This window comes from Neorhizobium galegae, assembly GCF_017877135.1.
In the GTDB taxonomy this organism is placed as follows: domain Bacteria; phylum Pseudomonadota; class Alphaproteobacteria; order Rhizobiales; family Rhizobiaceae; genus Neorhizobium; species Neorhizobium galegae_A.
This window is the reverse complement of the sequence record NZ_JAGIPH010000005.1, coordinates 398,672-417,376: the sequence shown is the minus strand read 5'-3', so window position 1 is coordinate 417,376 and position 18,705 is coordinate 398,672. Positions and strand designations below refer to the sequence as shown.

At 62.4% G+C, this 18,705-nt stretch carries 17 protein-coding genes; 13 read left to right on the top strand and 4 right to left on the bottom strand.

The features are described from left to right. Positions 1-444 precede the first annotated feature (444 nt). The 6 genes from J2858_RS17145 (at position 445) to J2858_RS17120 (ending at position 6,444) form a co-directional block, all read left to right on the top strand. A complete protein-coding gene (locus tag J2858_RS17145) occupies positions 445-2,298 on the top strand; it encodes an ABC transporter ATP-binding protein (protein WP_348635501.1) in 1,854 nt (617 codons plus the stop codon). Between the two features lie 17 nt (positions 2,299-2,315). Beyond that, positions 2,316-4,211, top strand: coding sequence for an ABC transporter ATP-binding protein (locus tag J2858_RS17140; protein WP_210106029.1), 1,896 nt, complete (start codon positions 2,316-2,318; stop codon positions 4,209-4,211). Positions 4,212-4,282: 71 nt separating this feature from the next. Next, positions 4,283-4,465: a hypothetical protein gene (locus J2858_RS17135; protein ID WP_210106028.1), complete on the top strand. Its 183-nt coding sequence runs from the start codon at positions 4,283-4,285 to the stop codon at positions 4,463-4,465. 102 nt (positions 4,466-4,567) lie between these two features. Next, entirely contained in the window at positions 4,568-4,966 is a 399-nt protein-coding gene (locus J2858_RS17130) for a group II truncated hemoglobin (protein WP_210106027.1), read from the top strand. After that, positions 4,966-5,337: a DUF423 domain-containing protein gene (locus J2858_RS17125; protein ID WP_210106026.1), complete on the top strand. Its 372-nt coding sequence runs from the start codon at positions 4,966-4,968 to the stop codon at positions 5,335-5,337. Before J2858_RS17130 ends, J2858_RS17125 begins: the two co-directional genes overlap by 1 nt. A gap of 126 nt (positions 5,338-5,463) precedes the next feature. Continuing rightward, entirely contained in the window at positions 5,464-6,444 is a 981-nt protein-coding gene (locus tag J2858_RS17120) for a sensor histidine kinase (protein WP_210106025.1), read from the top strand. Positions 6,445-6,551: 107 nt separating this feature from the next. Here J2858_RS17120 and J2858_RS17115 read toward each other — a convergent pair whose 3' ends face one another. Further along, positions 6,552-7,217 (bottom strand): TetR/AcrR family transcriptional regulator, encoded by a 666-nt coding sequence (locus tag J2858_RS17115; RefSeq protein ID WP_245366384.1) that lies wholly within the window; start codon positions 7,215-7,217, stop codon positions 6,552-6,554. Positions 7,218-7,513: 296 nt separating this feature from the next. On the opposite strand from J2858_RS17115, the gene J2858_RS17110 reads away from it, so the two are divergent. Beyond that, positions 7,514-9,985, top strand: a complete 2,472-nt coding sequence (locus tag J2858_RS17110) for a beta-glucosidase (RefSeq protein WP_210106024.1) — start codon at positions 7,514-7,516, stop codon at positions 9,983-9,985. A 57-nt stretch (positions 9,986-10,042) separates the two neighbouring features. On the opposite strand, the gene J2858_RS17105 is transcribed toward J2858_RS17110, so the two are convergent. Both J2858_RS17105 and J2858_RS17100 read right to left on the bottom strand, forming a co-directional pair. Further along, positions 10,043-11,020, bottom strand: coding sequence for a sodium-dependent bicarbonate transport family permease (locus tag J2858_RS17105; RefSeq protein ID WP_210106023.1), 978 nt, complete (start codon positions 11,018-11,020; stop codon positions 10,043-10,045). Positions 11,021-11,153: 133 nt separating this feature from the next. Further along, positions 11,154-11,369, bottom strand: a complete 216-nt coding sequence (locus J2858_RS17100) for a YdcH family protein (RefSeq protein ID WP_210106022.1) — start codon at positions 11,367-11,369, stop codon at positions 11,154-11,156. A gap of 94 nt (positions 11,370-11,463) precedes the next feature. Here J2858_RS17100 and J2858_RS17095 point away from each other — a divergent pair, with 94 nt between their 5' ends. After that, on the top strand, positions 11,464-12,405 hold the full coding sequence (locus J2858_RS17095) for a hydrogen peroxide-inducible genes activator (protein WP_210106021.1): 942 nt from the start codon (positions 11,464-11,466) through the stop codon (positions 12,403-12,405). A gap of 108 nt (positions 12,406-12,513) precedes the next feature. Here the strand turns inward: J2858_RS17095 and J2858_RS17090 are convergent, their stop codons facing one another. Further along, complete coding sequence (locus J2858_RS17090) at positions 12,514-13,965, bottom strand: aldehyde dehydrogenase (protein ID WP_210106020.1); 1,452 nt, start codon at positions 13,963-13,965, stop codon at positions 12,514-12,516. Positions 13,966-14,318: 353 nt separating this feature from the next. Here J2858_RS17090 and J2858_RS17085 point away from each other — a divergent pair, with 353 nt between their 5' ends. From J2858_RS17085 to kduD, 5 genes are all read left to right on the top strand, one after another. Then, positions 14,319-15,218 (top strand): helix-turn-helix domain-containing protein, encoded by a 900-nt coding sequence (locus J2858_RS17085; protein WP_210106019.1) that lies wholly within the window; start codon positions 14,319-14,321, stop codon positions 15,216-15,218. 100 nt (positions 15,219-15,318) lie between these two features. After that, the gene (locus tag J2858_RS17080; protein WP_210106018.1) at positions 15,319-16,302 is read left to right on the top strand and encodes an alpha/beta hydrolase family protein; all 984 of its coding nucleotides are present in this window, start codon (positions 15,319-15,321) and stop codon (positions 16,300-16,302) included. A gap of 90 nt (positions 16,303-16,392) precedes the next feature. Next, positions 16,393-17,064 carry a GntR family transcriptional regulator gene (locus J2858_RS17075; RefSeq protein WP_210106017.1) on the top strand — a complete coding sequence of 224 codons (672 nt, stop codon included), beginning with the start codon at positions 16,393-16,395 and terminating at the stop codon, positions 17,062-17,064. Positions 17,065-17,090: 26 nt separating this feature from the next. Next, a complete protein-coding gene (gene kduI, locus J2858_RS17070) occupies positions 17,091-17,939 on the top strand; it encodes a 5-dehydro-4-deoxy-D-glucuronate isomerase (protein ID WP_210106016.1) in 849 nt (282 codons plus the stop codon). A 10-nt stretch (positions 17,940-17,949) separates the two neighbouring features. After that, entirely contained in the window at positions 17,950-18,702 is a 753-nt protein-coding gene (kduD, locus tag J2858_RS17065; protein ID WP_210106015.1) for a 2-dehydro-3-deoxy-D-gluconate 5-dehydrogenase KduD, read from the top strand. Positions 18,703-18,705: the final 3 nt, after the last annotated feature.

Sequence of the window (18,705 nt, the reverse complement as noted above, 5' to 3'; positions counted from 1 at the left end):
AGCCCCCTACGTGGGGCTTTTGGCGTTGAGCCCGCTCGCGAAGCCAGCAATTGCCCTTTAAGCTGTGCTGAAGCAAGGCGCTGTTGGAGAGGTCTCTCTTCTGCTGAACCGGCGGCTGAATATGCCGGGCGACTCGGAGCAAGCGGCGGGCATGCTGATCGGGTAAGGAGTGCCATGGCTGCGCTCCGCCTGGTTTGCCCGTTGTGCGTTGAACACGCGTTACGCACCTGCCACCAAGCACTAACGTTGCCATAAGGTGACACGTCGAAGGCGGCTGGTCGGCGGGGCCTGTCGGAAAACAACAGGTGCTTTTGTTTTTTGGCGAATCGGTCTCCTATCGTGCTTCCCTTCTTTGAGCGCCTGCCTAAATCACCCCTTATCTATCGTTCCGGCTAACCGGAATGCCCCTTGGGCCGTTCGGCGGCCAGCTATTGGAATGAGATCGTGAAGACCGAGACCAGGATTGGCTCCGCCGCGCAGTCCGCTTCGCGGGGGCATGTGAAAGCTGCAGGTTGGGGCAAGGGGCTTTCAATCTTGACGCGGATCACCGTCATGGCCCTTCGCCATCCTTTCCAGTCGGCGCTCGCTATCGGCGCAACCCTGATTGCCTCCGGGTTTCAGTTGATGATCCCGAAGCTTCTCGGGCGCGCCATCGATGAGGCGCAGGGCATTGGCGCCGGCGGTTCTGTCGGCACAGCGGCGCAGGACGCGCTTCTGGTCACCGCACTTCTGCTTCTGGGTGCGAGCATCCTGCGTGGGCTCTTCACCATGGTGCAGAACTATTACAGCGAGGCCGTCGGCCATCATATCGGCTATGAGCTGCGGCTCGCCTGCTATGAAAAGATCCAGCGCCTCTCCTTCAGTTTTCATGACAGCGTCCATTCGGGCGATCTCATCACCATCGGCCTTCTCGATCTGGAAGGCGTGCGGATGTATTTCTCCACAGCCCTGGTGCGGATGATCTTTCTGTCGGTGCTGATCGGGCTCGGTGCCTACCTGCTCCTGTCAACGGATGTGGTGCTGGGGCTTCTGGCCCTGAGCTTCGTGCCTTTTGTCGGCTGGCGCTCTTCGGTCACGCAGCTTCGCCTGCGGGCGACCTGGCTTGATCTGCAGGAACGGCTGCAGGTGCTGACAAGGGTGATGGAGGAAAATCTCGGCGGCATTCGCGTCGTCCGGGCCTTTGCGGCACAACAGCACGAGCTCGAAAAGTTCGATGCGGCGTCAAAAAGCGCACTCGAACTTGCCCATCAGCGGGTGGGCATTCGGGTCGCCAATACCAGTGCCATGACGCTGTCCTTCTTCGCGGCCATGGGTCTCGTGCTGTATATCGGCGGCGGCAAGGTCATGGCGGGCGAGATCACGGTTGGCACACTCGCCTCGTTCCTCACCTTCATGACCATCCTGCAGATGCCGGTGCGTCAGCTCGGCCTGATGGTGAACGCCTTTGCCCGCGCCTCCACCTGCGGCGCCCGCCTGTTTGGCCTGCTTGATCTGGAGGTCGCGGTGAAGGACGCGCCGGGTGCCCGTCCCCTGCAGTTGAGCGAGGGCACGTTGCGCTTTGAGAACGTCTCCTTCGCCTATCCGGCAAGTCCGGACACGTCCGCCCTCGACGGCGTGTCCTTCGAGGCAAGACGGGGCCAGACGATCGGCATCGTCGGGCCACCGGGCAGCGGGAAGTCGACGCTTGCCCATCTGATTGCGCGTTTCTACGATGTCAGTGGCGGACGCATAACGCTCGATAGGCAGGACATTCGCGCTGTGACGCTGAAGTCGCTGCGTCGCTCCGTCGTCGTCGTGCAGCAGGACAGCTTCCTCTTCACCACTACGATCGAGAACAACATTGCCTATGGCGATCCCTGGGCCAAGGAAAACCAGATCTCGCGCGCAGCGGAAAGTGCTCAGCTGCACAATTACGTCCTTGGCCTTCCCGCAAGCTATGGCACGGTCGTCGGCGAGCGGGGCGTGTCGCTATCGGGCGGCCAGCGGCAGCGGTTGTCGATTGCGCGCGCCGTCATGCTGAAACCCGCCGTCATGGTGTTTGACGATTCGACGGCGGCCATCGATGCGGCAACCGAACAGCGCATTCGTCATGCCATGCGCCGCTATGCTTCCGAGCGCGTCACGATCATCGTTGCCCATCGCCTGAGTTCCCTGATGCATGCCGATCACATCCTGTTCGTGGAGGATGGCCGCATCGTCGAAGAGGGAAGCCATGAGGAGCTTCTGGCGCGGAACGGACGCTACCGCGCCTTGTATGATCTCCAGGTCCGCCCTGGCGACGATGCATTGACCGGCTGAGGCGGGAGGAGACCAACATGGCAGAAGAGCTGGAAACCGAACGGGCCGATGTGCGCGAGGATGGCCGCCGGCCGCCCCGCGCCGTGGTGGGTTCCCATCGCATCGAGGAGGAAATTTTCGGCAAGGTGTTCGACAAGAACATCGTTGCCCGCATCTGGGCCTTCGTGGCGCCTTATCGTGGCAAGGTGGCGCTCGCGGTGGTGGCGGTCCTTGTGTTTACCGCCATGCAGCTCGCCATCCCCTTGATCATCCGCTACGCGATCGACCACGGCATGCAGCCGGGTGCCGGCCAAGCAGCACTCGTCTTCGCTATTCTGGCTTTTGCCGGAGCCATCCTCATCAATTTTGTCGCAAGCTATGCGCAGGAAACGCTGGTTGGCAATGTCGCCGAAGACGTGCTCTTCGATATCCGCCGCGCCATGTTTTCCCATCTGCAATATGTCTCGCTGTCTTTCATGGACAAGACGGAAGTCGGCCGCCTGATGTCGCGCCTGCAGGGCGACGTCAATTCGATGCAGGAATTTCTGGAAACCTCCGTTCTGTCGGTCGGCGACATCACGCTCCTCATCGGCATTGTCGTCGTGATGCTTTATCTCGATTTCGGGCTCGGCCTTCTGACCCTGTCGGCGCTTCCGGTTCTGTTCATCGTGCGCATCTTCTGGCTGCCGCGGGCGCGAAAATCCTTCATGGCAGCGCATGAGACGAATTCGGTGGCAAGCGGTGCGCTGGCCGAAGCCATTCACGGCGTGCGCGCCGTGCAGGGCATGGATCGCCAGTCGGTCAACTTCAACCTGTTTGATGACAAGGCAAGCGCCAATCTCAGGACGCATCTGACGGCCGCCCGCTTTGCCCAGGTCATGGTGCCGATCGTCGATACGCTCACCGGTGTCGCCATGGCGCTCGTCATCGTGGTCGGCGGCGCACGGGTGCTGAACCAGGCGCTCGATGTCGGCGTGATGGTGGCGTTCCTCTTCTATATCCAGCGATTCTTCGATCCCATCCGGTCGCTGACACTGCAATATTCGGTCATGCAGCGTGCCATGGCATCCGGACAGCGCCTGACCGATGTTCTCGATGTTCGCATCGACATCAAGGACAAGCCGGATGCGGTGGTGCTGCCGCCGGACATGGATGGATCTGTGGAATTCCGGGATGTCGTCTTTGGCTATAACCCGAAACATTCGGTGCTGAAGCATGTCAGCTTCCGAGTGAACCCCGGCGAGACGGTGGCCCTGGTCGGGCCGACGGGCTCGGGCAAATCGAGCTGCATGTCGCTCATCCACCGCTTCTATGAGGTGCAGCAGGGTGCCGTGCTGGTGGGTGGCCATGATGTGCGCGACCTCACGCAGGATTCGCTCGGTCGCCAGATCGCCATGGTGCTGCAGGAGCCGTTCCTGTTTACCGGCTCGGTTCTCGACAATATCCGCTATCACAAGACCGACGCCACGCGCGAGGAGGTGATCGCCGCAGCGCAGACGGTTGGAGCCCACGAGTTCATCCTGCGTATGCCGGAAGGCTATGACAGCATTCTGGGCCAGCGCGGCGGCAACCTGTCGCTCGGCCAGCGCCAGTTGATCAGCTTTGCCCGGGCGCTGGTGGCGGATGCCAAGATCCTGGTTCTGGACGAGGCCACCGCCAATATCGACAGTTATACGGAAATGTTGATCCAGAAGGCGCTCGTCAAGCTGCTGAAAGGCCGCACGGGGCTTGTCATCGCGCACCGGCTGGCCACCATCCGGGAAGCGGACCGCATCATCGTGCTGCAGAACGGCGAACTGGTGGAAAACGGCAATCATGCAGAGCTGATGCGCAACGGAAAGCTCTATTCCAGGCTCTACAATCTGAACTACGCCTCGTTCGACGATATTCCAGACACCGTCGTGGAAGAAGCGACGGATCGGGGCGAGACCTGACCGACCGGTCCGTCGGACGGAACCATCTTGCGCAGGCCTCGTTCTTCTCCCCGAAAACCAAGGAGATGATGATGGACGAGAATCGCGAAGCCAAGAAGTCGGTTGAAGGCGAAAACAAGTCGGACGGCGCCTATAGCGCAACGCTGCCGGCTGGCCCCAAGGCACGGTCGAAGGTGGAAAATCACGAGAAGACGCCGGGAACCGGTGCGCTTCCGGCGACCGACGCTCAGGATGTCGATCCGGGTTCCGAGTAAGGCCGCACAGCCACAGCCCGTTTCAGCTGCGGCGCCTTGCCTGCTTGCCGCGTGGCAGGGGAAGGGCTAACACCCCTGTGACAGGCGACACGGACCGGGCACATGAGTGGCGAAACAATCACCCTTTACGAGGCGATCGGCGGCGATCAGACGATCCGGGCGCTGGTGCGCCGGTTCTATCAGCTGATGGACGAATTGCCGGAGGCGCGCAATTGCCGCGCCATCCACCCGGCCGACCTTTCGGGCAGCGAGCACAAGCTTTACGAATATCTGACCGGCTATCTTGGCGGCCCTCCGATCTACATTGAAAAATACGGTCATCCGCGGTTGCGATCGCGGCACTTCGGCGCGGCGATCGGTGTCGCCGAACGCGACGAATGGCTTTTGTGCTTTTCGCGCGCGCTTACCGACACGGTCACCAATCCGAAATTGCGCGAGATCATCTGGCCGCCGATCGAGCGGCTTGCGTACCATATGCAAAACCGTGAGGAGCAGGCTTGATGCACGGGCTTGAACAGTTTCGTCCGCTCATCCTGATGCTTTCAGGCTTCATGGGAGCTTGCGGCGTGGTTCTGGCCGCTGCGGCAAGCCACGGCGGCGATGCGCATCTGCTCGGATCGGCCTCCACCATGTGTCTTGCCCACGCGCCGGTTCTGCTCGGTCTTTATCTTGCAAACGGCCAGATCCGCACGGCCACGCTCTCCGGGCTGGTTCTTGCATTCGGCACGCTTCTTTTCGCCACGGATCTCGTGATGCGCCATTTCGGCCATGCCGGCCTGTTTCCCATGGCAGCGCCTGCCGGCGGCATAGGCATGATCGCCGGCTGGCTTCTCCTCGCTGCCGGCGCCTTCTGGCGCACGCCGAGCGCCTGATAGTCTCCGCTCTGCAATCTGGCCTTGCGTCAGCCTCAAGTCACCGAATTTGCATAGAGTTTTTGCGTAAGGCGTGACTATGAATTCGCGTGAGTTCGAATATTCTGATGCAGTTCGGAGTCGAGGATGGGCGAGCATAAAATCCAGGTGAGGGACGCCTGGTGGATGTATCTGGTACCGCGCAGGCGGCCGTCATTTCTTGTCGGTCAACTGGTTGCGCTCGCCTGTGCGGCAGTTTCCGTCGGTCTTTGGCTGGCGCTGAACCAGATCCTTCTGGGTGCGCCTTTCATTACCTTTTTTCCGTTCATCGTGCTGGCAACCGCCTGGGGCGGGCGCGCGGGCGGCACGACATTGATGCTGTGCGGCCTCGTGTTTGCCGTCGTCATCTGGGTCTATGTCCGTCCGGTGAGCTATGCCAGCGCCCTGTTGTCGTCCACCGTGTTCACGAGTTTCGGTGCGCTGACGGTTGCGATCATGCATGCCATGCAGAGCCTGATGACGGCACTCGAACAGGCGGAAAACGAGGCGGAGGTTCTGGCCCGCGAAATGCGCCATCGGGTCGGCAACATCATGCAGCTGGTGCAGGCAATCGCGCAGATGACGGCGCGCGCCAGCGGTGACCTTGGCGAATTCATGCCCCGCTTCGAAGGACGCCTGCGGGCAATGTCTGAAGCACATCGCTTGTCGTCCGGCCACCAGTCCATGCCGAACGACGTGGAAACGCTCTTGCGCATCCTGTTGTCGGCCTATGATCAGGAGCGGTTGCGCCTGAAGGGCGGGTCGCTTGCGCTGGATGTCGAAACGTCACCGCGTCTCGCGCTCGTCATTCATGAACTGGCGACGAACGCGGCCAAATATGGCGCCCTCTCTGTCGGCCAGGGCATCGTGCGGGTGGAGTGGGAACTGCTGCCGGACATGATCGAGATCGTCTGGCGTGAGGAGGGTGGACCTGCCGTTTCGCCGCCGACGCGCAAGGGGTTCGGTTCGCGGCTGATTACGGCAGCGCTTGCGCCGGGCGGCGGCACGGCCGAACTTCACTTTGATCCGGAGGGACTGCGCTGCGTCCTGCACCTGCCGCGTCCGGGGCACGGCAAGGTGAGGGCCTAGAGCATTTCCGGGAAAAGTGTGAAACGGCTTTCCGTCCGGAAATGCGTTAAAACAAAGCCTTAGAGTATTTCGGTGTTTCCATGAAGCACCGAAATACTCCAGGCGCATCAGCGGATCTCGATGCCGGCGATCAGGCGGTCGATATAGCTGGTGAAGATCGCCACCATGTCGATCTCGCCCGGGGCGCGCAGCCACAACATCTGCAGCCCGTCCATCATGGAAATCAGTTCTGCCGCCAGCTGGTCCGGCCGCACTTCAGGACGGATCTCCCCCTTTGCGATGCCTTCTGCAAAGCATTGGGCCGCCATCCGGGAAACCGCGCGGGCGCGCTCGGCAAACCAGGTCGCGGCAGGGTGATCGCGTGTCAGGCTTTCGGCGTTCAGGATGGCGAAGGTGCGCACCACGCCGGCCGACTTCGTATTGGCCTTCACCACATCCACCAGCCCCTGCAGCAGGGCACGCCAGGACGGGTTGGAAGGGCCGATAACCTTGCCGCTTTCCGCGTCGCGCCGCGCCAGGATGGCCAGGAGCAGATCGACCTTGGACGGGAAGTAGTGAATAAGCCCCGGCAGGGACAGCCCGACCTCCTGCGCGATCGCGGCAAACGAGGCGCTCTGGTAGCCGTCATCGGCAAAGTGCTTCATGGCGGCAAGCAGAATCTGCTCGCGGCGCTCGTCCCCCTTCGGCGAGCGGCGGCGTCTTAACGCAGACGCTTCGGCCGGATCCTCGTTGCGCGAATTGCTGCGGCCCTTCATCTGGTTCTCCTTCTCCATAGCCTGCTCTTTTATTCCGAATTGCAGCCACGGCAACCGTAACCGGCCATGGTCCGCGAAAGTTCAAGCCGGCCTTGCGAACCATTGCTTCCGGGAAGTTTTTTTATTACCGATTGAACGGTAGGTTTAATGTCGGGAGGGCGGACCATGACGAGGAGCCGGCAGCAGGTTTCGCCGTTCTCGGCGGGCGCCAAATCCGCCGTGACCTGCACGCCACCCTGCACGGATCGGGCGTCACACCAAGTGGCCACCGCGCCTGAACACGATCACATCATTCCCAGACCCCGGAGGACACCATGATCGATGACATCCTGAACGCCATGACGCTGGAGGAACAGGTTTCGCTTCTGTCCGGTGCCGATTTCTGGACGACGGTGCCGGTGGAGCGTCTCGGCGTGCCGAAGATCAAGGTGACGGACGGCCCCAATGGCGCCCGCGGTGCGGGCTCCCTGGTCGGCGGCGTCAAGGCTGCCTGCTTTCCCGTCGCCATCGCCCTTGGCGCAAGCTGGAACCCCGAACTGGTTGAACGCATGGGGGTCGCGCTTGCCGGCCAGGCCAAGAGCAAGGGGGCATCGGTTCTTCTGGCACCGACCGTCAATATTCATCGCTCCGGTCTCAATGGGCGCAATTTCGAATGCTATTCGGAGGATCCTCTGCTGACGGCCGAATTGGCGGTCGCCTATATCCAGGGTGTGCAGAGCCAGGGCATTGCCGCGACCATCAAGCATTTTGTCGGCAACGAATCGGAAATCGAACGCCAGACCATGTCCTCCGACATCGACGAGCGGTCGCTGCGCGAGATCTACCTTCTGCCGTTCGAAAAGGCGGTGAAGCGGGCCGGCGTCATGGCGGTGATGTCCTCCTATAACCGGCTGAACGGCACCTATACCAGCGAGCATGGCTGGCTGCTCACCGAGGTTCTGCGCCGGGATTGGGGATTTGACGGCATCGTCATGTCCGACTGGTTCGGCTCGCATTCGACGGCGGAGACCGTCAATGCCGGGCTGGACCTCGAAATGCCCGGCCCAAGCCGGGATCGCGGCGAAAAACTGGTTCAGGCAGTCAACGACGGCGCGGTTTCGGCAGAAGCGGTGCGTCAGGCCGCCCGCCGCATTCTTCAACTGCTGCAGCGCGTCGGCGCATTCGAAACGGCGCCCGATCTGTCCGAGCAGGCGCTCGATCTGCCACAAGACCGCGCGCTGATCCGTCGCCTTGGCGCGGAGGGCGCGGTTCTTCTGAAAAATGACGGCATCCTGCCGCTGCAGAAGGCCTCGCTGCAGCACATTGCCGTCATCGGCCCCAATGCAGCGGCGGCGCGCGTGATGGGCGGCGGCAGCGCGCAGATCAATGCGCATTACATCGTGAGCCCGCTTGAGGGAATTCGCAACGCTCTGTCCAACGCCAACTGCATCCGCCACGCGGTGGGCTGCCGCAACAACCGGCTGACCAGCGTCATGACGGGCGAACTCACGGTGGACTATTTTGCCGGCAAGGGCTGCAAGGGCTCTCCGGTGGTGACGGAAACCGCGCAGAAGGGAGAATTCTTCTGGTTCGATCTGCCGGATCCGACGCTGTCGCTCAAGGATTTTTCGGTGCGCATCACAGGCGATTTCAGCGTCGAGGAAAGCGGCGAGCATGTGTTCGGCATGACCAATGCGGGCCTGGCCAAGCTTTACGTCGACGGCGAGCTGGTGGTGAATGGCTATGACGGCTGGAAACGCGGCGAGAACTATTTTGGCACCGCCAACAGTGAGCTGCGCAAGACCTTCGCGCTCGACGCTGGCAAGACCTATCGCCTGACCGTCGAATATCTCTCGCCGCCGCCGGCGGAAGAAGGCATCAACATCACCGCTATCCGCTTTGGCCTGGAAAAGCCACTGGGCGACGCCGCGCTGGAGGAGGCGGTACAACAGGCTCGGGCCTGCGATGTCGCCGTGCTGTTTGTCGGGCGTGACGGGGAATGGGATACCGAAGGCCTCGATCTGCCGGACATGCGCCTTCCTGGACGGCAGGATGAACTGATCGAGCGTGTTTCTGCCGCAAACCCCAACACGGTCGTGGTGCTGCAGACCGGCGGACCGGTGGAAATGCCGTGGCTCTCGCAGGTGCGCGGCGTGCTGCAGGTCTGGTATCCGGGGCAGGAACTGGGCAATGCGGTGGCCGATATGCTGTTCGGCGATGTCGAGCCGGGTGGGCGGCTGCCGCAGACATTTCCGAGGAGCCTTGGAGACAATTGCGCCATGCGCGGTGACAGTGCCATCTATCCCGGCAGGGATGGCCACGTGCGCTATGCGGAAGGCGTGTTCGTCGGCTACCGCCATCACGACAGCCACGACATCGCGCCGCTTTTCCCCTTCGGCTTCGGCCTTGGCTATACCCGCTTTGCCTGGGCAGATGCTGTGGCTTCAGCGCAGGAGATGGGCAGCGACGGTGTCACCGTGACGGTGGAGCTCAGGAATATCGGTTCGACCCGGGGGTCGGACGTGGTGCAGCTTTACGTTTCTCCGGCCGACCCCACCCTTCCAAGACCGCATAAGGAATTGCGCGCCTTTGCCAAGCTGACGCTGGAGCCGGGAGAGACCGGAACCGCGCGGCTCACCATTTTTCCGCGTGACCTCAGCTATTTCGATGTGGAGCGGAAAGCCTTTTACGCAGAACCCGGGCGCTATGATCTTCTTATCGCGGCCCATGCCGGCGATATCCGTTCCCGGATCACGATTGATCTGCCGCAGTCCTGGACCGGGGCTGTCGACGATCGGTCGATTTAGACATCCTCATCACGAGAAGGGCCGCCGGTGTTGCGGGCGGCCCTTCCGCATCCTTGATCAGACCCCGGCGATGGAAAAGTAGATCGGCAGCCCGATGATCAGGTTGAACGGAAAGGTGATGCCGAGCGAGAGGCCGAGATAGATTGCCGGGCGTGCCTCCGGCGCTGCAATGCGCATGGCGGCAGGGGCGGCGATATAGGAAGAGCTGGCTGCAAGGGTGATCAGCAGCGCCGTGTTGCCGGGGGAAGCGCCCCCAATCCAGCCAATGGCTGCTGCAAGCAAGGCGCCTGCAAGCGGCATGGCAAGGGCAAAGAGCAGCAGCGGCGGCTTCATGTCGTGCCAGCTCTTGCGCAGGCCGGCGGCGGCCTTGGTGCCGAGATCGAGCAGGAACAGGCAGAGCGCGCCCCGATACGGATCGACGATGAAGCCGGACATTTCCGTCATGCCCCGCTTGCCGGTCAGAAAGCCGATCAGGAAGGAGCCCAGGAGGATGACGATGGTGACATTGAGAAACACCTCGACGAGCGCCGATTTCCGGTGGGTCACCTCCCCTGCATCTGGCGGGTTGCGCCGGAAGATCAGCAGCAGGGCGCAGAAGATCGCCGGCGTTTCCATGGCCGCGGCAACGGCGACCATGAAACCATCAGAGGTGATGCCAAGCCGTGTCAGCGCGTCAGTGGCGGCTGCAAAGGTGACGACGGAAATCGAACCGTAATGGGCCGCCACGGCTGCCCGTTCTATCGGCGGCAAAGCGCTAATGCGGCCAAGCAGGCCATAGCCGAGAAGCGGCGTCAGTGCCGAAAGCGCAATGCCGGCGACAAGAAGCACGGCAAATTCCCCATGCGCGGTCGTTTCGGTCAGCGCAGCACCGCCCTTGAAGCCGATGGCCAGCATCAGATAGAGCGCCAGCATGCGCGACACCGCATCCGGCAGGCTCAGATGACCGCCGGCAAGGGTTGCGGCAAAACCCAGCACGAAGAAGAGGATCGGCGCAGACAGAATATTCTGCTGCGCAATGGAAAAAAACACGTACATGAAAGTGATTCCTGAGTTGAGGCGTCAAAAAAAGGCGAGACGATGGGATCGTCTCGCCTTTCGAGGACGGGGGAGCGTTACGGCGCTCGCACCGTCGCTATTTCCGGAAAGATGTTCGCAAACCGCAGCGGCCTTAGGGGAAAGAAGGGCCCGGACGTCGTGCAGGCGTCATCGGCTTTCCATTGCTGCCGGTGCGCTGCAGGAATTCGATCTGCTCGCGCATGCGCAGCTTGATCTTCTTCAGCGCCATGATGCGCAGGCTGTCCGGTGCCGGGGATTTCTGCTCCGACTGGATGCGGTCTTCGAGGATCCGGTGGCGCGAATGCAGCGCCTTCAACAAGGGGTTCATGAGGTCGTCTCCTTTCTGAAGACGACTATGAGGAAGAATGGTCGATAGATCCAATTCATTGACAATATGAAAGCGATAGAGCATCTCTATCGTCATGGCTTTCCGACCCACCCATCGCCAGCTCGAATATCTGGTCGCCCTCGACACCTGCCGCCACTTCGGCCGAGCAGCCGAGCTTTGCCATGTCACCCAGCCGACGCTGTCGGTGCAGATCGCGCTTCTGGAAAAGCAGTTGGGTGTCAGTCTCGTCGAGCGCACACCCGGGGCCATCGTGCTCTCTGCCATCGGGCTGGAGGTGGCGGCGGCCGCCAAATCGGTGCTGGCCACGCTGGATGACATCGTCACGCTTGCCTCGGCCGGACGTGACAATCTGGGCTCTCTTATCCGGCTTGGCGTGGTGCCGACCTTCGGGCCTTATTTCCTGCCGTCCTTTCTGCCGAGCCTGCACGGGCGCTATCCCGCACTTCGCCTGCATGTGCGCGAAGACCGGCCGGCTCTTCTGGAAGAGCAGGTGCGCAGCGGTGCCATCGATTGCGCCCTTGGCCAGCGGCCACAGGACGAGGCAGCATTTGCCTTCGAGGGGATCTGTGTCGAACAGATCTTTCTCGGTGTGGCGCGCAATCATCGCCTGGCGGATCGCACTTCGGTGAGACTGAAGGATCTGAAGGGAGAACAATTGTTGACGCTTGGCCGCGGTCACCGGCTTCTGGAGAATGTGCGGGAACTGGCGGCTCTTTCGGGCGCGATCATGCTCGAAGATTATGAAGGCACCAGTCTGGATGCACTGCGCCAGATGGTGTCGATCGAGATGGGGCTGTCGCTGTTTCCCGAGTTGTACGTGCGCTCGGAATTTGCACGGGGCGCCAATATCGCGCTGCTTTCGATCGAAGATTGGCCGGCCCGGCGTGAGATCGGCTTCTTCTGGCGCCGCACCAGCGCGCGCGCCGCGCATTTCCGCCAACTGACGGCGCTTGCATCCGCCGTTGTCGGCGCGCATCTGCCGGTTGGAGTAGAAGCGACCAGAACGCCTGTATGAAAAGAGCCGGATTGCTGGGACAACCCGGCTCCTTCCGTTGATCCCGACCCTTCTGCCCAGCCCACCCTTGCGTGGTGGGGATCGCGCAAGGGTGAAGGTCAAGGCTGATCAGATCGGGTAGTGCAGGTGGCCGTCCTGGATCGTCAGCCAGCGGAGTTCCGTGAACTCGTTGATGCCGGCCTTGCCGCCGAAACGGCCATAACCGGAGGCTTTGGTGCCGCCGAACGGCATCTGTGCCTCATCGTGAACGGTCGGGCCATTGATGTGGCAAATGCCCGATTCGATCCGGCGGGCAACCGCCATGGCGCGGTTGACATCCTTGCCGAAGACGGCGGCCGAGAGGCCGTATTCGGTGTCGTTTGCCACGCGTACGGCCTCATCCACCGAACCGACGCGCACGATGCTTGCCACCGGCCCAAAGCTTTCCTCGCCATAGATGCGCATGGCAGGGGTCACGCGGTCGAGCAGGATGGCATCGACGATTGTGCCATTGAACGTGCCGCCGGCGGCAAGCACGGCACCCTTCGACACGGCATCGCGCACCAGCATGTCGAGGCGCTGGGCGGCATGGGCATCGACCACGGAGCCGAGCGGGGTTTCGCCCTTGCCCGGATCGCCGGCTTTCAGGGTGGCGACCTTGGCCGAAAGCGCGGCGACGAACTGGTCGGCGATCTTGTCGTCGACGATGACGCGTTCGGTGGACATGCAGATCTGGCCCTGGTTCATGTAGGCGCCGAAGGCCGCGGCGGCGACGGCCTCATCCAGATCGGCATCGTCGAGCACGACGAAAGGCGCCTTGCCGCCGAGTTCGAGCAGCGCCGGCTTCAGGTGGCGTCCGGCCACTTCGGCAATGATGCGGCCGACGCGGGTGGAGCCGGTGAAGTTGACGCGGCGCACGGCCGGATGCGCAATCAGCGCCTCGACGATCTCGCCGGCATCTTCGGGCGCGTTCGAAATGGCGTTCAACACGCCCTCCGGCAGGCCGGCCTCATGCAGGGCATCGACGATCAGGCGATGGGTGCGCGGGCAGATCTCAGAAGTCTTCAGCACCACGGTATTGCCGCAGGCAAGCGGCAGCGCGAGCGAGCGGACACCGAGGATGACCGGCGCATTCCACGGCGCCATCGACAGGATGACGCCCGCCGGCTGGCGCACCGCCATGGCAAGCGTGCCCGGACGGTTGGACGGAATGACTTCGCCGCCGATCTGCGTGGTCATGGAGGCGGCTTCGCGCAGCATGTCGGCGGCCAGCATCACGTTGAACATTGACCAGCCGGCCGTTGCGCCGGTTTCGGCTGCCATGGCCACCACGAATTGCGGCGCCTTTTCCTGCAGTCGGTCGGCCGCGGCCATCAGCACCTTGCGACGGGTGGCCGGGTTGGTGGCAGACCAGGCGGGAAAGGCCTTCGCCGCCGCATTGGCGGCTGCGCGCGCATCTTCCACGGAGGCTGCCGAAACTTCTGTCGCCACGTCGCCGGAAATCGGGTTCAGGCGCTTGAAGCTGCGCCCGTCAATCGCCTCGACTTCGGCATTATTGATCTTGAAACCCAGAATGGTCATGGTGTTCTTCCCTTTCTCTTCCCAAAATTGTTTCGCGTTCTCGCCGCCATCCCCGCCATCGGACGATTCTGCCGGACCCTGTCGCCAGAGGCACGATCACCAGACGCACGGCGCCGGCGATGCATTCGCCACGGCGGTCCTGCCATCAGGCATTCTGCCCTGTCCTGGTATGGTAGCGGTGCTGACGAACCTCCCTTGCCAACCCTTGATCGGTCGCCTCTCAAAAGGCGCGGCCTCACATCTCCTCCTGTGCGTCCGCTTCTTGGCAGGCTGACAGTAGCGCGAGGCGATCCGACACCAAATAGACAATTAGAGGAGAAACTTGTACTTTTCACGCGGGAGGTCATCCATTCATGCCGGAGACGATCAAGAATTCGGGAGGGGGTGCCATTTTACACCCACAGCCACCCTCCGCCACCGATGCGCAACTGTTCGGCGGCTCGCTGTCGCGTAACGAATGGACCTTGCGGGGGAGCCGCAGCCGTCTGTTCGTGTTGTCATCCGGGACGGGGGATCTCGTGACCGCGCGCCGACGCCAGCCGCTGGCGGCACCGCTCATCATCTGGCTTCCAGCGGGCGAAAGTGCCACGCTTGCGCTGGAGGCCGGGGCCGATGGGGGAATGCTGGCCATACCCGACCAGACCCTGGGTGCCGCCATGCCGGCCGGTGCCGTGTTTGCGCAGGTGCGCGATACGATTTCTCGGCCGATCCTTGGCCAGCGTCTGAGCCTTGCCGCTTCGCGCCAGATCCTCGCCACGGTGCGGCTCATTGCGGAGGAAATTTCAGGCGCCCTGCCGGGTGGCGAAGAGGTCATCCGCCATCACCTGTCATTGCTGCTGATTGCTCTCTGGCGCCTGGCGGCCCCCGTTGGTGACGCGCCCAAGCCCTCGCCGCGCGTGATCGTCCGGAGCTTTGTCCAGCTTGTCGATCTGCATGTGCGCGATCACTGGACGGTGCCGGATTATGCCGTTGCGCTCGGGGTGACGCCCGACAGGCTGAATACGGCCATCAAACGTGCCACGGGCCGGACGCCGCTGGATTTCATCCACGGACGCCTTGTCGCGGAGGCGGTCATCCTGCTCGAGGGGTCTTCTCTCCAGATCGCAGAAATCGCCGATGCGCTCGGCTTCACGGATGCCGCCTATTTCAGTCGCTTCTTCAAGCGTGTCGCGGGCGTTTCGCCGCGCACCCATCGCGCCGGGCCAAGGCAGAAGCGGCTGGCGACCGATACAAGCTATGCCGCCTGGCCCTGACGAGAAGCCTCTTAGACTTTCGCTCAACTTGGCCTTGCATCTGCGCTTCTCTACCTTGATACCTAAGAGGTGACAGAATGACATCTTCGGCGGGTGGGATTTGCAGACGATCGAAGCGAAGGGCGGTGCCGGGGTAGAGGCTGTTGGTGTGCAGGCAGGCATTCCGGTTCGCTTTGAAGCTGCCGATGGCTACTGCCTTGCCGGCTTTCTCTGGCAGACTGGCGAGACGCGGCCGGACCGGTCCGTCGTCCTCATCGCCTGCGCCACCTCCGTGCGCTGCCGCTATTATTCGCGCTTTGCCAGCTATCTCTTCGACCATGGCTTCGACGTTCTGACGTTCGATTATCGCGGGATCGACCAGTCTCGGCCGCAGCGGATGCGGGGCCTTGACGCAGATTGGGTGGATTGGGGCGAAAAGGACGTGGAGGCGGCGCTTGCCTTTCTGGCCCTGCGATTCCCAGGACGTCCGGTGGATGTCGTTGCCCATTCCATCGGTGGCCTTGCCATCGGCCTTGCGCCCTCAAGCCACCGTCTGCGCCGCATCGTCACCGTCGGGGCTCAATATGCCTACTGGCGCGACTATGCACCGGCAAAGAGGCGCCGCATGCTGTGGAAATGGCACGTGGTCATGCCGCTTCTCACCGCCTTGTTCGGTTATTTTCCGGCCAAGAGGCTGGGGTGGATGGAGGACACGCCGCAAGGCGTCGTGCGCAACTGGAGCCGCATGGGGGCTCACTTCGAAGACACCGTCTGCCGCTCCGGCAAAGGCGGCACGGGGCGCGATCCGCAGGTGCTGCGCCAGAGATTGCGGCAGGTGACGGCATCGATCCTTGCAATCAGCCTCACGGACGATCCCCATGGCACCGTGCCGGCGGTGCGCCGGTTGCTCGCCTACTTTGATGCCGCCAAGCGCCGGCACCTGCATCTTGCGCCGAGCGATATCGGTCATACGGAGATCGGTCATTTCGCCTTCTTCCATGACCGCTTTCGGGCAACGCTCTGGCCGCTGGCGCTTTCCTTTCTGCGCGATGGTGCTGTGCCCGATGCCTTTCTTCACGCCCTGATCGATCACGACTCCCTCTGACCCGCTTCTCCTCATCAAGCTGCGGCCTCGCTTGTGCTCGCCCGTATGCTATTGTATGGAAGTGGATGCAACGCTGGTACGGGTTCAGGCATGACGGTCAAATCGGCTTCGGAAAGCATGGCGCACAAGGTGGAGCGGCAATTGCGCGGCGATATTCTCACGCTCGTGCTGCAGCCCGGCGCGCGGATTTCCGAGCAGGAAATCGGCGAACGCTATGGTTCCTCCCGTCAACCGGGCCGCGAGGCCTTGATTGCATTGGCCAAAAGCCGGCTTGTCGAAATCCTGCCGCAACGCGGCGCCGTGGTCGCCAGGATTTCTGTCGCCAAACTGATGCAGGCGGCGTTCCTGCGGGAAACCATCGAGACCGCGATCGTCAAGGCGGCCTGCAATGCCTTCCATTTTCACGCTCGCCAGCGGCTGGACGATTGCCTGAAGGAGCAGGCGCGCGCCGCAGAGGGTGGCAACCGCGCCGAATTTCGCCGCTATGACGACCTCTTCCACAAGACGCTCGCAGAGGGCGCCGGGCTTCCCATGGCCTGGGCGGTGGTGGAAGACCTGAAGGCCCATATCGACCGGGCCTGTTGCCTGTCGCTGCATGCACCCGACACGCTTTCCAAGCTCATCGACGAGCACCGCGCCATCGTTGCGGCCATCGATCAGCGCGATGAGGCCGCGGCCCGTGCCGCCATGACCACCCACCTGTCCGAACTGCTGCACGACCTGCCACGGCTTGAGGCGGAGCATCCGGACCTTTTCGAATAAGCAATACCAGGGAGTAGGAGACACAGATGACCACGACGATAGAAACCCGCCATGCGGTGCATTACACCCAGTCCGAAGCCATGACGGGTGCGCAGCTGCGCGACAATTTCATGATCGAGACCCTGTTCGCCGCAGGCGCGGTCAATGCTGCCTATACCCATTATGACCGTATGCTGATTGCCGGCGTCATGCCGACGGCAGCACCCCTCTCCTTCGGTGCCGAGATCGCCAAGACCGTGGGAACGGATTACCTTCTGGAGCGTCGAGAACTCGGCCTCATCAATATCGGGGCCAAGGGTCGGGTAATTGCCGATGGCACGGTCTATGAGCTGGATTTCCAGGACGGCCTCTATCTCGGCATGGGCGTGCGCGAGATCTCCTTCGAAAGCGTCGATGCCGCAGCGCCGGCCAAATTCTACGTCAACAGCGTGCCGGCCCATGCGGCCTTTCCCTCGCGCGTCATCGCAAAGACCGATGCGATCGAGAACAATCTCGGCGACCAGGCCACCTGCAACAAGCGCAAGCTCTACCAGTATATCCACCCCAAGGTCCTGCCCACCTGCCAGCTGCTGATGGGCCTCACGCGTCTGGAGCCCGGCAGCGTGTGGAACACCATGCCGGCCCACCTGCATGACCGGCGCATGGAAGCCTATGTCTATTTCGAAATTCCGGAAGAGGCTTTTGTCGTGCACCTGATGGGCCGCCCGCAGGCGACCGGCCATCTGATCATCCGCAACGAGCAGGCGGTTCTGTCGCCGCCATGGTCGATCCATTGCGGGTCCGGCACGGCATCTTACGCCTTCATCTGGAGCATGGCGGGTGACAACCAGTCCTTCACCGACATGGATTTCGTGCCGATGAAGGACCTGAAGTGAGGGCTATGCCATGAACCTGTTTGATCTTTCCGGAAAGCGTGCGCTGGTCACCGGCGCGCGCACCGGCCTTGGCCAGGGACTTGCGCTGGCGCTCGCGCGGGCCGGCGCCGATATCGTGGCGCTCGGCTCGCGCCCGATGCCGGAGACGCAGCAGAAGGTGGAGGCGCTGGGGCGTCGCTTCGAGGAGGTCGTCCACGATCTTGCCGATCCTTCAGGCCTTGACGATGTGGTGACGGCACTGACCGCGCAGCGGAATATCGATATTCTCGTCAACAATGCCGGGCAGATCCGCCGCGCCGATTTCACCGCCTTTTCCGAACAGGACTGGGATGATGTGATGAACATCAACCTGAAAAGCACCTTCCTGCTGTCGCAGGCGGTGGTGCGTCACATGCTGGACAAGGGGATTGCAGGGCGCATCGTCAACATCGCTTCGCTTCTGTCCTTCCAGGGCGGCATCCGGGTGGCCTCCTACACATCGAGCAAGCATGCGGTGGCAGGCCTCACCAAGCTGATGGCGAACGAACTGGCGGCGAAGGGCATTACCGTCAACGCCATAGCGCCAGGCTACATGGAAACCGACAATACCGAGGCCCTGCGCAACGATCCGGACCGCAGTCGCTCGATCCTCGAGCGTATCCCCGTCGGCCGCTGGGGCAACCCGTCGGATCTCGATACGGCCGTGCTGTTCCTGACTTCGCCTGCCAGTGGCTATGTGACCGGCCAGGTCCTGGCCGTCGATGGCGGCTGGATGGCGCGCTGACGC